This is a genomic window from Bacillus sp. ISL-51, from assembly GCF_018613535.1.
Classification (GTDB): domain Bacteria; phylum Bacillota; class Bacilli; order Bacillales; family Bacillaceae; genus Bacillus.
Genome location: NZ_JAGGQB010000006.1, coordinates 277,332 through 292,044 on the forward strand (window position 1 = coordinate 277,332; position 14,713 = coordinate 292,044).

The window sequence follows — 14,713 nt, forward strand, 5'->3', positions numbered from 1 at the left end:
TACTTATGGATAAAGAAGTGTCTTAGAGAGTGCCCCCCGCGGATTCGATTGGGGCGCTCCTTTTTAGAACGGAGGCTGTTTGCCGTGAATGATCGGTATGAACAAATAAATGAGTATATAAACGCATTGCTGAAGCCTCGGCCTGATAAAGTGAAAAAGCTTGAAGCCTATGCAAAAGAACATCATGTTCCGATTATGGAAGAAGCGGGCATCGAGGTGCTGCTTCAAATGCTGTCTATTCAACAGGCGAAAAATATTTTAGAAATCGGTACGGCAATCGGATATTCCGCGATTCGTATGGCATCAGAGCTGCCGGAAGCGGACATTTACACGATTGAACGTGATGAAAAACGTTATGAAGAAGCTGTGAACAATATAAAAGACTTTGAAATGGATGATCGGATTCACGTACTATACGGGGATGCGCTGGAGCTTTCGGAGTCTGTACGTGTCACGGCTCCTTATGATGCGATTTTTATCGACGCGGCCAAAGGCCAATATACGAACTTTTTTGAGCTCTATGAACCGATGCTTGCGCGGGACGGGGTTATTTTTACAGATAACGTGCTGTTTAAAGGGCTGGTGGCGGAGGACCATTCACAAATTGAGCCGAAAAGAAGACGGAAGCTTGTCGAAAAAATCGATCGATATAACCATTGGCTGATGAACCGTCCTGACTATCAAACGGTCTTACTGCCGATCGGAGACGGTATTGCCATTAGTAAAAAGAAGAGGTGACGATCATGAAAAAACCTGAGCTCTTGGTAACGCCGACAGCGGTACAGGATATTCTGCCGCTTATAAAAGCAGGCGCAACTGCGATTTTAGTCGGGGAACAAAGATACGGCCTGAGACTGGCCGGGGAATTTTCAAGAGAAGATATTAAAGAAGCTGCAGCTATTGCCCATAAAGAGGGCGTGAAAGTGTACGCGGCTGTCAATGCCATTTTTCATAATGAAAAAGTGGACGGGCTTAACGGCTACCTTGCCTTTCTGCAAGAAGCCGGCGTCGATGCGGCTGTATTCGGAGATCCGGCCGTTTTAATGGCGGCGCGGGAAGCAGCTCCTGACCTCAAGCTCCACTGGAGCACCGAAACAACGGGAACAAACTATTACTCCTGCAACTATTGGGGCCGCAAAGGCGCAGCCCGCGCGGTGCTGGCAAAGGAATTAAATATGGACAGCATCGTTGAGATTAAAGAAAATGCCGAAGTGGAAATTGAAGTTCAAGTCCACGGCATGACCTGCATGTTCCAGTCAAAACGTTCATTAGTCGGCCATTATTTCGAATACCAAGGCAAGAACATGGACATTGAACAGAAGAAAAAAGAAGCGGGCATGTTTCTGCATGACAAAGAACGGGGCAATAAATATCCGATTTTTGAGGATGAAAACGGCACGCATATCATGAGCCCGAACGATGTGTGCATCATAGAAGAATTAGAGGATCTGATTGACGCAGGCGTGGATTCATTTAAAATCGACGGCGTCCTGAAGTCTCCGGAATACTTAGTTGAAGTGACCCGCATGTACAGGGAAGCGATTGATTTATGCGCTGACAGCCGGGAAGCATACGAAGATCAAAAAGAGAGCTGGATAGAGCGGATTGAAAGCATTCAGCCTGTGAACAGAAAGATAGACACAGGATTTTTCTTTAAAGAAACGGTCTATTAAAAAGGAGGGTGTAACGGATGACTGCACAAAATCAAACCATTTCCAAAGTCGTAAACGGAAAACGCGTCATTACGAAAAAACCTGAACTCCTTGCTCCGGCAGGAAACCTGGAAAAATTAAAAATCGCCGTCCGCTACGGGGCGGACGCGGTTTTTATCGGAGGACAGGAATACGGACTGCGTTCCAATGCTGATAACTTCTCTATAGAAGAAATTGCAGAGGGCGTAGAATTCGCCAAAAAATACGGGGCGAAAATATACGTGACAACAAACATTTTTGCCCATAATGAAAATATGGACGGTCTTGAGGAATACTTAAAAGCGTTAGGAGACGCGAAGGTGGCCGGGATCATCGTCGCTGATCCGCTGATCATTGAAACATGCCGGAGAGTGGCGCCGGACGTAGAAATTCATCTCAGCACGCAGCAGTCTCTTTCAAACTGGAAAGCGGTCCAGTTCTGGAAAGAAGAAGGCCTTGACCGCGTGGTGCTGGCCCGTGAAACGAGCGGACTGGAAATCAAAGAGATGAAAGAGAAAGTGGATATAGAAATCGAAACTTTTATCCACGGTGCAATGTGTATCGCCTATTCAGGCCGCTGTGTATTGAGCAATCACATGACGGCGCGTGATTCCAACCGCGGCGGCTGCTGCCAGTCGTGCCGCTGGGACTACGATCTGTATCAGACAGACGGAGCAAACGCGGTCGCACTGTACGATGACGGAGACGCGCCGTTTGCAATGAGCCCGAAAGATTTAAAATTGATTGAATCCATTCCGCAAATGATCGAGATGGGCATCGACAGCCTGAAGATTGAAGGCCGGATGAAATCTATCCATTATGTCGCAACGGTTGTCAGCGTCTATCGCAAAGTCATTGACGCATACTGCGCCGATCCTGAAAACTTTGTCATCCAAAAAGAATGGCTTGAAGAACTGGATAAGTGCGCAAACAGAGATACAGCGCCCGCTTTCTTTGAAGGCACACCGGGCTTTGAGGAGCAGATGTTTGGAGAGCACGGAAAGAAAACAACATTTGATTTTGCCGGCCTTGTGCTCGAATATAACGAAGAAACTCAAATGGTGACGCTCCAGCAGCGCAATTTCTTTAAACAAGGTGACGAAGTGGAATTTTTCGGACCGGAAATCGAGAATTTCACATACACCATCGGCACTATTTGGGACGAAGACGGAAACGTGCTTGATGCTGCCCGCCACCCCCTGCAAATCGTTACTTTTAAAGTAGACAAAAAGATTTATCCGAGCAACATGATGAGAAAGGGGAAGTAATTACTAATGGGTAAGAGTCCTGTAGTTATAGGCATCGCAGGAGGTTCCGGATCAGGAAAAACAAGCGTCACCCGTTCCATTTACGAACAGTTTAAAGGGCACTCGATTTTAATGATCCAGCAAGACCTTTATTATAAAGACCAAAGCCATCTTCCTTTTGAAGAAAGGCTGAACACAAACTACGATCACCCGCTCGCATTTGATAATGACTATTTAATCGAGCATATTCAGGAGCTTTTGAATTACCGGCCGATTGAAAAACCGATCTACGACTATAAAATTCATACGCGCTCTGAGGAAACCGTTCCGGTTGAGCCGAAGGATGTTATTATTTTAGAAGGCATTCTCGTGTTAGAAGATAAGAGACTTCGCGACTTAATGGATATTAAGCTGTATGTCGATACTGACGCCGATCTTCGTATCATCAGACGGATTATGAGAGATATTAACGAAAGAGGCCGCTCAATTGATTCAGTCATCGAACAATATGTGTCCGTCGTCAGACCGATGCACAATCAGTTCGTAGAGCCGACAAAACGCTATGCGGATATCATTATTCCGGAGGGCGGCCAAAATCACGTCGCAATCGATCTGATGGTCACGAAGATTCAAACGATCCTTGAACAAAATGCAATTTTGTAATACCATAGCATAGACATAAATAACTCAGACCATATTATGTATAGGCTGGAAGGGAATGCGACAGTTCCCTTCTTTCCCTGTTTATAAACCGAAATATTTGCAGAAAACGCACCATTCAGTTTAAGATAAACAGTACCTATATGGGAGAGAAGAACGAGGACTGCCCTGTGTTCTCATTCTTGATTTTTTCGTTCATGCTCTCATACATAATCAAACGTTATTGTTGAGGGACAACCACCAAGGAGTGAAGGAACATGGCACAAGAAAAAGTTTTTCCGATGACTGAAGAAGGAAAACTAAAACTTGAACAAGAATTAGAGCAATTGAAAACGGTTAAACGTAAAGAAGTAGTGGAACGCATTAAAATCGCAAGAAGCTTCGGAGATCTTTCCGAGAACTCTGAGTACGATTCTGCAAAAGAAGAACAGGCATTTGTGGAAGGGCGTATCACAACGCTGGAAAACATGATCCGCAATGCGAAGATCATTGAAGACGACGGCGGTTCAAATGTAGTCGGCTTAGGAAAAACAGTCTCATTCATTGAATTGCCTGACGGTGAAGAAGAATCTTACACCATCGTCGGAAGCGCTGAAGCTGACCCGTTTGAAGGAAAAATTTCAAACGACTCGCCAATCGCGAAAAGCCTGCTCGGCAGAAAAGTGGACGATGAAGTCACAGTACAGACGCCGGGCGGAGAAATGCTCGTGAAAATTGTGAAAATTTCATAAGATCCGTTTAACAATGAAACACCTCGTCCAAAATGTGGATGAGGTGTTTTTATGATCGTATCGAAAAGGCTGAAGACAGCCGTCATTTGTTTTCTGCTGGTGTTTTTCTTTCTGCTCGCCAGGCTTGCTGAAATCCAGCTGTTCTTTACTGAATCTTTTTCAAAATCAAATATTAATCTGCTTCAAGAGAGCGTCCAGCAGCGGACTGAAGAGGTGTTGATTTCTGACGGCAGAGGGCCTTTTCTTGACCGGAACGGTACAGAGCTGACCGGAAAAAAACAGCCGGCCGTCGTCCTTTTTCCGTTTCTCGTGACACAGGATTGGCCGATTAAACGGGTCTCGGCCATCCTCGGAATGAAGCAGGAAGATCTTAAGCAAATGCTCACTGAAGCGAAAAAACCCGTGATCTTAAACGGCAAAAAAATAAAGCATCTGTCAAAACAATCTGTCTCAAATATCAATTCTTTGAAATATCCCGGCATTTACGGCGTATATATGAAAGACAGCAAAGAAACCAACATAGCCGCACACCTTTTAGGCACGACAAATCAGGACCCGGAGCTTCTCAAAAAGAAATATCCCGGACGAAAAGAACTGCCGATAACGGCGAAAATCGGGACAAGCGGGATGGAACGGACATTTGATGAATTTTTACTGGCGGATCATGACACAAAGCTTTTGTATCATGTGGACGGAAGGGGAAACCCTTTGTTCGGAATGGACGTCAAATATACGGCTGAAGCAAACGCATTTTATCCGCTGCAAGTAAAAACCACCATTGACCGGAACATTCAAAAAGCAATGGAAGATGTATTAAAAAACCGCGGTTTAAAAAAGGGGGGAGCAGTCCTCTTAGATATTGAAAAAAGCAATGTTCTCGGAATGGTATCAAAGCCCGACGCCGATGTGTCAAAGCAGCAGACATTGCAAAATTACATGCTGACGCCGATTTATCCGGGTTCTGTATTTAAAACGGTTATCGCGGCAGCGGCAATCGAACGAAATGCGGTGAAGCCGAGCAGCACCTTTAATTGCAGCCTCAATCTGTACGGAGAGCCCGGGGACGATAAAGGCACACTCAATTTTGGCGAAAGTTTTGCCCAAAGCTGCAATTATACGTTCACAAGCCTTGCGGAAGAAATGATCAAAAAGGACAAGTCCGTGATTGAGAACATGGCGGAAAAGCTCGGTCTCACACAGCGGGCGGGATGGGAAGGCAAGTTGTACCGCGAAGACGATTTCCGGCAATTATACAATGAAAAAAGCGGCGTCATTTGGGGAGACCAAAAGGATAAAACCGTGAAAAAAGCCGTTGCACAGACAGCCATCGGGCAAAAAAACGTGAAAGTAACACCCCTTGAGATCGCCAATATGATGGCTACGATCGCACGGGGCGGTGAGAAAAAACAAGTCAAGATCGCAGACAAGATTGAATACAAAAACGGCACGACGATGGCTGCATTCAAAGAACAGACGTTAAAGGGCAAGAACATTGACAAGTACACGGCGCAGCAGCTCCAAAAAGCGCTCAGGGAAGTCGTCGCATCTCCAAAAGGAACGGGCAGAAGATTTCAGGATCTGCCTTACGCTGTAGCGGGGAAATCGGGCACGGCTCAGACGGGAATGTTCACGGAGGATAAAAAAACGCTTTACCACAAGTGGTTTGCCGGATATTTTCCTGCCGACAAGCCGAAATACGCTCTCGTCGTCCTGCACATGGACACCCCGGGGGATAAGGCTCTGACAAATACAGTGTTTTATGATATTGTTAAAAAGGTACATCAAAATGAAATAAATCAGACATAGAACAACGGCTCAGCCCGTGGTAAAATATATGCTGAGCAAGAGGGATAAAGGAGTGCAGAATGATTGAGCAATAAACAATCTCGTTTTGAAAACCGTGATAAGCGCAGGAAGGCAAACTTGGTGCTTAACATTTTAATCGCTATCGTATCTATTCTTATTGTCGTTGTTGCAGTCAGCCTCTTCATCAACAGCCCGTCAAGCGACGTGAGCGAAAAAGCGGACACAAGCCAAAAGCAGGAATCTCCGGCTTCAGGCAAAACGCAGCAAAAATCGGATGAAGACATAAAAGACAGTAAAAAAGATACCTCATCAGACGATGACAAAAAAGATAAAGCGGATAAATCTGACTCAGCTTCAGATTCCGACAGCAAAAAAGACGATTCATCTAAAAGTGATGCTGACAAAAGCAAAAAGGACTCAGAATCAAGCGATCCGTTTAAAGGAGCTACTGTAACAGAGGGTGGTTCATCAAGCAATGTTGAAAAAACCATTGTCAATTCCAAATGGAAACCCGTCGGTACAAAACAGACTGGCGAACATGCGGCGACGTATGATTCAAGCTCTGAAGACTGGTCAGAAATGCTTGACGCCATGGGTTACGCGACTGGTGTGTCAAAGGATAACATGACCGTGCTGTGGCTTGGAAACAACGGAAGCCCGCAAGATGCAAAGGGAAGAATTTTGGACAAAACGAACGGAAAAAAATACCAGGTCACCATTACGTGGGAAGACAAAAAAGGCTGGAAGCCGACAAAAGTAGAAACATTAAAATAAACACAAAAAAGCAGCTGATCCAATTCAGCTGCTTTTTGATTTGACTGTCACACATCAGCGGAAAAATGCACCGCCGCGCTGTATATGATTCTGCCGTCAACAGCCGTCATCTGATGGGAAACAGAACGGACACGAAGCATAATCGCCTGGTTGTTTTCAATTTGAACGTTAATCTTCTTTTCCAGCTCCTGTAAAGAAGCAGCTTCAAAAAATTCTACTTTATCTTTTATTAAATCTAATTGAAAATTCATCGCAAAAAGACCCTCCCGATTTCTTAACGATCATATGAAAGTATAAGCCTTTTTACCGTATTTGCGCAATCATCCCAAAGTATTTTAGTACCCTTCTTTTCTTTTTTGTGATAGGATAGGAACTGTTCCATCATTAAACCATAGTATACTCATAGGAATTATAAAATATGGAGTGTGAAAATATATGGGCCGTGAATTTATTCCTTTATTTGAAGATTGGGCAGCGACTTATGATGCAACTGTGCAAGGGGCTGACAAACAATATGCGGAGGTGTTCAGAGGGTATGAAAATATCCTTGATACCATCGTCAGCCTTTCCGGATCAAATGTCTTAGAATTCGGGCCGGGCACGGGTAATTTAACAGCAAAATTAGTCAATGCGAACAAAAAAGTGTTTGGTGTAGAACCGTCTCCGTCCATGAGGAAATTGGCAGCTGACAAGCTTTCTGATAAAGCTGTGTTCAGTGACGGAGATTTTCTCGAGTTTCCCGATCCGCCTTTTCAAATAGATACCATCGTCAGCTCGTATGCATTTCATCATTTAACTGATGAAGAAAAGCAAACGGCTGTAAAGCAGTATGGCACAATCCTTCAGAAGCATGATAAAATAGTGTTTGCCGATACCGTCTTTGAGGATGCTGAAGCATATGTTCAAGCAATAGCAAAAGCCGGCCGAAACGGCTATCATCAATTGGCGAACGATTTAAAGACGGAACATTATCCGACACTCGGGACGATGAAAACCATCTTTTCAGCCGAGGGATTTACTGCGCGATTTACGCAGCAGAATGACTTTGTCTGGATAATGGAGGCGATAAAACGGTAAATTGAAGGGATTGTGTATAAATGAAACTGGCAGTCATCGGAGCAATGGAAGAGGAAGTTACCATTTTAAGAAGCAAACTGAAAGATGCGAAACAGGAAACAATCGCTCACTGCGAATTTACAACGGGCACCTATGAAGGCGTCGAAGTGATCCTTTTAAAATCAGGCATCGGAAAAGTAAACGCGGCGATCAGCACGACGCTGCTGCTTGACCGTTTCAAACCTGATTATGTGATTAACACAGGCTCAGCGGGCGGTTTCCATCATACCTTAAATGTAGGAGACGTTGTCATCTCTACAGATGTCCGCCATCATGATGTGGATGTGACGGCGTTTGACTATGAATACGGACAGGTGCCGGGTCTTCCTGCCGCGTATAAAGCTGATGAAAAGCTGATCAGCATCACCGAGGAAGCGGTTTCTGAACTGAACGGAATTCAAGTGGCAAAAGGCACGATCGCTACAGGTGATTCCTTTATGAACGATCCGAAACGGGTTGAAGATGTACGCGCCAAGTTTACGGATTTGTATGCTGTGGAAATGGAAGCGGCCGCTGTCGCCCAGGTGTGCCACCAATTCAAAACTCCTTTTGTTGTCATTAGAGCTTTATCTGACATTGCCGGAAAAGAATCTGATGTTTCATTTGATAAATTTTTAGAACAGGCAGCCGTTCATTCAACAGAGCTTGTCCTGAATGTAATCAAACGTATTCACTAAGCGGGGGGACTCGAGTTCTCCTCCGCCTTTTAGAGGAGGACATATATTGAACGTGATAACGGATGTCACAGAGCTCATCGGAAATACGCCGCTGCTCCGGCTGAATCATTTTGATGTTCCTGAGGGAACAGCGGTATATGCTAAGCTTGAGATGATGAATCCGGGCGGAAGCATTAAAGACAGACTGGGTGAGATGCTGATTGAAGATGCCCTCCAATCAGGCAAATTAAAATCAGGCGGCGTCATGATTGAAGCGACTGCCGGCAACACCGGGATCGGACTCGCTCTCAGCGCCAGAAAGCATCAGCTTCGCGCTATCTTTTGTGTTCCGGAGCATTTCAGCAGAGAAAAACAGCAAATCATGGAAGCGCTCGGAGCGGAGATTGTGCATACACCCCGGGAAGACGGGATGCAGGGAGCAATCAAAAAAGCACTGCAGCTGGAGAAGGAGATCAATAATTCTTATGCCGTTTTGCAATTTAAAAACCGAGTAAATCCATTGACTTACTATAAGACGTTAGGGCCTGAAATATGGGAGGCGCTCAGCGGCAATATTCATGCCTTTGTCGCCGGCGCGGGTTCCGGCGGCACCTTTGCCGGCACTGCGGCCTATTTAAAAGAAAAAAATCCCGGCATTAAAACGGTTATCGTTGAACCTGAAGGCTCCATCCTCAACGGCGGAGAGCCTTATGCCCATAAAACAGAAGGGATCGGGATGGAGTTTATTCCTGATTATATGGAGCGAAGCCATTTTGATGCCATTTATACGGTAGAGGATGAGAAGGCATTTTCACTAGTGAGAGAAGCGGCCGAAAAAGAAGGTCTTCTAATCGGAAGCTCATCAGGCGCCGCCCTCTATGCAGCCTTGCAAGAAGCGAAAAAAGCGCCCCGCGGGGCAAATATCATTACGATTTTTCCTGACGGCAGCGATCGTTATATAAGCAAAAACATTTTTCAAGGAGGTCAGTAAGATGAAAAAAAGAACATTGATGGTGCACGGAGGAATTACGGGAGATGAAAAAACAGGCGCGGTTTCCGTACCGATTTATCAGGTAAGCACGTACCAGCAGCCGAAAGCGGGCGAGCATACAGGTTATGAATATTCCCGAACAGCCAATCCGACGAGAACTGCTCTTGAAAGCTTAATCACAGAACTTGAAGGCGGCGCGGCAGGATATGCGTTCAGCTCAGGCATGGCAGCGATTACAGCTGTTATGATGCTGTTTGACAGCGGCGACCATGTCATATTGACCGATGATGTATACGGCGGCACATACCGTGTTATGACAGGCGTACTCAACCGTTTCGGCATTGAAGCGGACTTTGTTGATACAAGCAGCAAAGAGGAAGTTAAAAAAGCCATTCGCCCGAATACGAAAGCGATTTATATTGAAACACCGACAAATCCGCTTCTGAAAGTGACAGACCTCAAACTGATGTCTGATATCGCAAAAGAAGCGGGCGTGCTTCTCGTTGTCGATAATACGTTTTATACGCCGTACTTCCAGCAGCCGCTCAGTTTCGGCGCTGACATCGTGCTGCACAGCGCGACAAAGTATCTCGGCGGCCACAGCGATGTCGTCGGCGGCTTAGTTGTAACAGCTGATAAAGAGCTTGGCGAAAAGCTTCATTATGTTCAAAACTCAACAGGCGGCGTTTTAGGGCCGCAGGATTCTTGGCTCCTTATAAGAGGCATCAAAACGCTCGGGCTCAGAATGGACGCCATCAATCACAGCGCCGGAAAAATTGCTGAGCTGCTTGAGCAGCATGATGCCGTTCAGACGTTATACTACCCGGGTTCACCCAATCACCGGGGGCATGAGCTGACAAAGGCGCAAAGCACCGGCTTTGGCGGTATGATTTCCTTTGATATCGGCAGCAGCGAGCGGGTAGATGCATTTCTGGAAAAGCTGAACCTGTTTACAATTGCTGAAAGCCTAGGAGCGGTCGAAAGTTTAATCTCTGTGCCGTCCAGAATGACGCACGCTTCAATTCCGCGTGACCGCCGTCTTGCACTTGGCATCACTGACGGACTTGTCCGAATTTCAGTCGGAATTGAAGATATGGAGGATTTAGCAGCGGATGTGAAGCAGGCGCTTGATTCGCTCGCATAATGATTGGATAGATTTACATTCTCTATCGGCTGCCGGCTTATATTATAATGTTTCTATACTATGAAACTGGCAGGTGACCTTATATGGAGAAGAAAAGACTGAAATCGTTAAAAGAAGATTTTAAGCATTACGCGTTTATCCTGCTTGCGGTCAGCACCTTCATTTATATCGGCGCGGTTCTTCCCGGACAAGGGCTGACGGTGAGCCAGAAAATGCTGATGTTTTTAACTGACTGTGTATTTTTAGCGGGCGCTTATTTTTGCGTTGACCGTTCACTTATATATAAAAAGAGGCTGGAAAAAGCCGATGAATAAAAAATAAGCCATTGTCCTTTGACAATGGCTTATTTTGATTCTTACTCGGATGATTTTTCGCGTAATTCTTTTCCCATCCCTTTTAAAAATTGAAGACCGAAGCCGAGCGCGCGGTTAATATCGGGATCACTGACCGCTTTCATCAGCTCAAATATGCTGACTTTCCGGTCCTCCTTCAAAAAGCTTTGCGCCTGATCCGTACCGGCCATCACGCTTTCTAAAAGTTTGCCCATAAATTCGGGATCTGCTTTTGATAAAGCGCCTCCTGCGGCCATCATGGTATTCAGGAGATTTGTGACAGGTTCACGGGAAATCTGCCCGAGTGCGATTTTCGCAATTTCCTCTTTCGCCTGCAGCATATGGTTTGCGGCATCGAAAATACCCAAGCCATTCAACTCTCCCATAATCGCCATCGTTTTGGTGACGGCTTCTTCGTTTTCTGCGAGAAGAGTTTTCAGCTCTTCCAGTTTTTCAGCTTTCAGCTGTTCTTCTGTTTTTGTTTCCTTTTGTATCGCAGTAATAGGACTCGCCATAACTTGTTTCCTCCTTTCCTTAATCGGTTAAATGAACATACCCCGGACGATTCCATTTTCGCTCCGCTTCAACGCCGTTTTGCGGATGGCGTTTTTTGTTCCTTGGATTTGTTTTCGGCAGCGGCGGAGTGTCGCAGGAGCCGAGCACTTCCATGCGGACCTTTGTCTGCTTGTAGGCAGGCGTATGCGTGCGTGAATCATATGCAGGTCCTGTCAGGAAGTTAATCGCCGAATCTTTATCCGTTGAGTTCATCGGCAGGTACAGCTCATTTGCACGGACACGGTCTGTCACAAGCGCATTTAATTTAACCGCGCCAAAAGGAGAGACGAGGCGGATCAGCGTTCCGTCGCAAATCCCGCGTTCAGCCGCCAGCTCCGGTGACACTTCAACGAATACGTCCGGCACTTTAGACTGGATGCCTTTTGATTTGTTCGTCATATTTCCTTCGTGGAAATGCTCAAGCATCCGGCCGTTGTTAATATGAAGGTCATATTCCTCAGGGAATACGGCAGGCTCCACCCAGTCGCTCAGCGCAAAACGGGCTTTTTTGTCAGGGAAGTTAAAGCCGTTTTCATAAAGAAGCGGAGTGCTTTCTCCGGTGAAGCTCCCCCATAAGAAACTGCTCCAGCCTTCAAGAACGTCATAGCTTGCTTTTCCAAACAGCGGAGAAAGGCTCGCCATTTCTGAGAAAATGTCGCTTGGATGAGTGTAATTCCAGTCAGCCCCCAAACGATTGGCGACCTCTTGAATAATCCACCAATCTGGTTTTGCGTCGCCGAGCGTCGGAAGCGCCTGATACAATCTTTGTACACGGCGTTCTGTATTGGTAAATGTTCCGTCTTTTTCAAGAGAAGGAACGGCAGGTAAGATCACATCCGCGTATTGCGCAGTTCTGGAAAGGAAAATATCCTGCACCACAAAGAAATCAAGGCTTGATAAGATATCATGGACATGGTTGGCGTTTGAATCCACCAGCGCCATGTCTTCACCGACAAGGTACATGGCTTTCATTTTGCCTTCTTCAATGGCATGAAGCATTTCGATATTATCGAGACCCGGTTTGCCGTCAATGTCAACACCGTAGGCCTCTTCGAATTTCGCGCGTGCTTCATCATCGGTAATATGCTGATATCCCGGAAGCCAGCCCGGCAATGTTCCCATATCACAAGCACCTTGAACGTTGTTATGGCCCCGAAGCGGATACGCGCCCGCACCAGGACGGCGGTAGTTTCCGGTCGCAAGCAGCAGGTTGGAAATCGCCGCAGACGTATCGGAACCGCCTGTATTTTGGGTAACGCCCATCCCCCACAGGACACATGTGCCGTCAGCATCACGAATCATCTCGGCAATGCTGATAATGGTTTCTTTAGAAAGCCCGGTGATGCTTTCCGCATAATCTAATGTATATTTTTTCAGCGTTTCTTTATAATCTTCAAAGTAGTTGACGTTTTCATCAATAAACGCTTGGTCATGCCAGCCCTGATCGATCATATATTTCGTTACCGCCATAAGCCAGACCTGGTCAGTCCCTTGTTTCGGACTGATAAAGATGTCAGATCGTTCTGCCATTTCATTTCTGCGCAGATCGGCAACAATTAATTTTTGGCCGTGCAGTTTATGGGCGCGTTTTACGCGCGTGGCAAGAACCGGATGTCCTTCAGCCGGATTGGCGCCGACAATGATTACAAGCCCGGCTTTTGCAATATCTTTGATCGTGCCTGCGTCTCCGCCCATACCGACGGTGCGGAATAAACCGTCCGTCGCCGGAGACTGGCAGTAGCGGGAGCAGTTATCCACGTTGTTTGTTTCAAATACCTGACGCGCCAATTTTTGAATCACGTAGTTATCTTCATTCGTTATTTTAGAGGAAGAAATGAAACCGACAGAACCTTTGCCGTGCTCCGTTTTGATAGCTCCCAGTTTTTCAGCAACAAGGTCAAGCGCTTCTTCCCATGAAGACTCAACAAATGTTCCGTTTTTTCGGATAAGCGGTTTTGTAATCCGTTCCTCTGAATTCACGAAGTCCCAGCCGAATTTCCCTTTTACACAAGTTGAAATGGCATTAACCGGCGCGTCCGAAACGGGCTGGATTTTAAGAATGTCGCGGCCTTTCGTCCATACTTCAAATGAACATCCGACTCCGCAGAACGTGCAGACCGTTTTAGTTTTTTTCGTCCGTGTATCGCGCATAGCGGCTTCCACTTCTGAAACGGCGAAGATGCTTGTGTAGTCAGGCTCCACATTTTTAACTAAATCAATCATCGGCTCCATGACATCTTGTTTTATGCCTGTCATAAATCCGGCTTGACCGAGCATTGATTTTTCCATCAGCGCATTACAAGGGCAGACTGTGACACACTGGCCGCAGCTGACGCAGGACGATTCATTAATCGCGACGCCTTCATCCCAAATGACACGCGGACGCTCGCGCTCCCAATCAATTGAAAGGGTTTCATTCACCTGCAGGTTTTGGCATACTTCAACACATTGCCCGCAGGCGATACATTGGTTCGGATCATAGCGGTAAAACGGGTGAGACATATCCACTGCACACTTCGAATCATCCTTCGGCGTATACGGGTATTTTTGATGTTCAATGCCCATCATTTCCGCCGTATTATGCAGCGTACAGTTTCCGTTGTTGTTATCGCAAACCGTACAGTAAAGCAAGTGGTTTTCAAGCAGGCGGTCCATTGCTTCTGTCTGCGCCTCTTTCACTCTGCCTGCCGTGAGCGAAATAGACATTCCGTTTTCGGCAATTGTAGAGCAGGAGCGCTGTAATTTTCCATTCACTTCCACAATACATGTATCACATGTTTGAATCGGATCTACTTCCGGTACATGGCATATTTGCGGAATGTCAATGCCGTTTTGATTCAAAATATCTAAAATTTTAGACCCCTCTGGTGCTTTGTACTCGGTGCCATCAATATTGACACGGATAGACTGAACGTCTGTCACTTCCAATTCCCCTCCATTTTTAAACTCGAAAAAAGCCATGCACATATACACCGGCCTCTTGTCCAGAAGTCAGTATAAACACGCATGG

The 14,713-nt window shown here is 46.0% G+C and carries 15 protein-coding genes; 12 read left to right on the forward strand and 3 right to left on the reverse strand.

Going from position 1 to position 14,713, the window contains the following annotated elements; genetic code table 11:
- Positions 1-84: 84 nt before the first annotated feature.
- The 7 genes from J7E26_RS10015 to J7E26_RS10045 all read left to right on the forward strand — a co-directional run bounded on the left by J7E26_RS10015 (position 85) and on the right by J7E26_RS10045 (position 6,909).
- The gene (locus J7E26_RS10015) at positions 85-738 is read left to right on the forward strand and encodes an O-methyltransferase (RefSeq protein WP_214798213.1); all 654 of its coding nucleotides are present in this window, start codon (positions 85-87) and stop codon (positions 736-738) included.
- Positions 739-743: 5 nt separating this feature from the next.
- Entirely contained in the window at positions 744-1,673 is a 930-nt protein-coding gene (locus tag J7E26_RS10020) for a peptidase U32 family protein (RefSeq protein WP_214798215.1), read from the forward strand.
- Between the two features lie 17 nt (positions 1,674-1,690).
- A complete protein-coding gene (locus J7E26_RS10025) occupies positions 1,691-2,959 on the forward strand; it encodes a peptidase U32 family protein (protein ID WP_214798217.1) in 1,269 nt (422 codons plus the stop codon).
- Positions 2,960-2,965: 6 nt separating this feature from the next.
- Positions 2,966-3,601 (forward strand): uridine kinase, encoded by a 636-nt coding sequence (udk, locus tag J7E26_RS10030; RefSeq protein WP_061522883.1) that lies wholly within the window; start codon positions 2,966-2,968, stop codon positions 3,599-3,601.
- A 254-nt stretch (positions 3,602-3,855) separates the two neighbouring features.
- Entirely contained in the window at positions 3,856-4,329 is a 474-nt protein-coding gene (greA, locus tag J7E26_RS10035; protein WP_214798219.1) for a transcription elongation factor GreA, read from the forward strand.
- Between the two features lie 51 nt (positions 4,330-4,380).
- Positions 4,381-6,135 (forward strand): peptidoglycan D,D-transpeptidase FtsI family protein, encoded by a 1,755-nt coding sequence (locus tag J7E26_RS10040; protein ID WP_214798221.1) that lies wholly within the window; start codon positions 4,381-4,383, stop codon positions 6,133-6,135.
- A 63-nt stretch (positions 6,136-6,198) separates the two neighbouring features.
- Positions 6,199-6,909 (forward strand): YrrS family protein, encoded by a 711-nt coding sequence (locus tag J7E26_RS10045; protein WP_214798223.1) that lies wholly within the window; start codon positions 6,199-6,201, stop codon positions 6,907-6,909.
- Positions 6,910-6,956: 47 nt separating this feature from the next.
- Here J7E26_RS10045 and J7E26_RS10050 read toward each other — a convergent pair whose 3' ends face one another.
- Positions 6,957-7,160: a YrzA family protein gene (locus tag J7E26_RS10050; RefSeq protein WP_061528568.1), complete on the reverse strand. Its 204-nt coding sequence runs from the start codon at positions 7,158-7,160 to the stop codon at positions 6,957-6,959.
- 184 nt (positions 7,161-7,344) lie between these two features.
- On the opposite strand from J7E26_RS10050, the gene J7E26_RS10055 reads away from it, so the two are divergent.
- The 5 genes from J7E26_RS10055 to J7E26_RS10075 all read left to right on the forward strand — a co-directional run bounded on the left by J7E26_RS10055 (position 7,345) and on the right by J7E26_RS10075 (position 11,130).
- Positions 7,345-7,986 carry a class I SAM-dependent methyltransferase gene (locus J7E26_RS10055; protein ID WP_214798225.1) on the forward strand — a complete coding sequence of 214 codons (642 nt, stop codon included), beginning with the start codon at positions 7,345-7,347 and terminating at the stop codon, positions 7,984-7,986.
- Positions 7,987-8,006: 20 nt separating this feature from the next.
- Positions 8,007-8,702 (forward strand): 5'-methylthioadenosine/S-adenosylhomocysteine nucleosidase, encoded by a 696-nt coding sequence (gene mtnN, locus J7E26_RS10060; RefSeq protein WP_214798227.1) that lies wholly within the window; start codon positions 8,007-8,009, stop codon positions 8,700-8,702.
- Positions 8,703-8,748: 46 nt separating this feature from the next.
- Positions 8,749-9,672 (forward strand): O-acetylserine dependent cystathionine beta-synthase, encoded by a 924-nt coding sequence (locus tag J7E26_RS10065; protein WP_214798229.1) that lies wholly within the window; start codon positions 8,749-8,751, stop codon positions 9,670-9,672.
- A 1-nt stretch (position 9,673) separates the two neighbouring features.
- Positions 9,674-10,816 (forward strand): bifunctional cystathionine gamma-lyase/homocysteine desulfhydrase, encoded by a 1,143-nt coding sequence (locus J7E26_RS10070; RefSeq protein WP_214798231.1) that lies wholly within the window; start codon positions 9,674-9,676, stop codon positions 10,814-10,816.
- Between the two features lie 83 nt (positions 10,817-10,899).
- A complete protein-coding gene (locus J7E26_RS10075; RefSeq protein WP_061522874.1) occupies positions 10,900-11,130 on the forward strand; it encodes a YrhC family protein in 231 nt (76 codons plus the stop codon).
- Between the two features lie 41 nt (positions 11,131-11,171).
- On the opposite strand, the gene J7E26_RS10080 is transcribed toward J7E26_RS10075, so the two are convergent.
- Complete coding sequence (locus J7E26_RS10080; RefSeq protein WP_214798233.1) at positions 11,172-11,663, reverse strand: helical membrane plugin domain-containing protein; 492 nt, start codon at positions 11,661-11,663, stop codon at positions 11,172-11,174.
- Between the two features lie 19 nt (positions 11,664-11,682).
- Positions 11,683-14,625: a formate dehydrogenase subunit alpha gene (fdhF, locus tag J7E26_RS10085; protein WP_214798235.1), complete on the reverse strand. Its 2,943-nt coding sequence runs from the start codon at positions 14,623-14,625 to the stop codon at positions 11,683-11,685.
- Between the last annotated feature and the right edge of the window lie 88 nt (positions 14,626-14,713).

Excerpts from the sequence above, each read along its gene's own strand:
- J7E26_RS10020 (WP_214798215.1), top strand. The coding sequence starts at position 744 with ATGAAAAAACCTGAGCTCTTGGTAACGCCGACAGCGGTACAGGATATT.
- J7E26_RS10025 (WP_214798217.1), top strand. The coding sequence starts at position 1,691 with ATGACTGCACAAAATCAAACCATTTCCAAAGTCGTAAACGGAAAACGC.
- udk (WP_061522883.1), top strand. The coding sequence starts at position 2,966 with ATGGGTAAGAGTCCTGTAGTTATAGGCATCGCAGGAGGTTCCGGATCA.
- greA (WP_214798219.1), top strand. The coding sequence starts at position 3,856 with ATGGCACAAGAAAAAGTTTTTCCGATGACTGAAGAAGGAAAACTAAAA.
- J7E26_RS10040 (WP_214798221.1), top strand. The coding sequence starts at position 4,381 with ATGATCGTATCGAAAAGGCTGAAGACAGCCGTCATTTGTTTTCTGCTG.
- J7E26_RS10050 (WP_061528568.1), bottom strand. The coding sequence starts at position 7,160 with ATGAATTTTCAATTAGATTTAATAAAAGATAAAGTAGAATTTTTTGAA.
- J7E26_RS10055 (WP_214798225.1), top strand. The coding sequence starts at position 7,345 with ATGGGCCGTGAATTTATTCCTTTATTTGAAGATTGGGCAGCGACTTAT.
- mtnN (WP_214798227.1), top strand. The coding sequence starts at position 8,007 with ATGAAACTGGCAGTCATCGGAGCAATGGAAGAGGAAGTTACCATTTTA.
- J7E26_RS10070 (WP_214798231.1), top strand. The coding sequence starts at position 9,674 with ATGAAAAAAAGAACATTGATGGTGCACGGAGGAATTACGGGAGATGAA.
- J7E26_RS10075 (WP_061522874.1), top strand. The coding sequence starts at position 10,900 with ATGGAGAAGAAAAGACTGAAATCGTTAAAAGAAGATTTTAAGCATTAC.
- J7E26_RS10080 (WP_214798233.1), bottom strand. The coding sequence starts at position 11,663 with ATGGCGAGTCCTATTACTGCGATACAAAAGGAAACAAAAACAGAAGAA.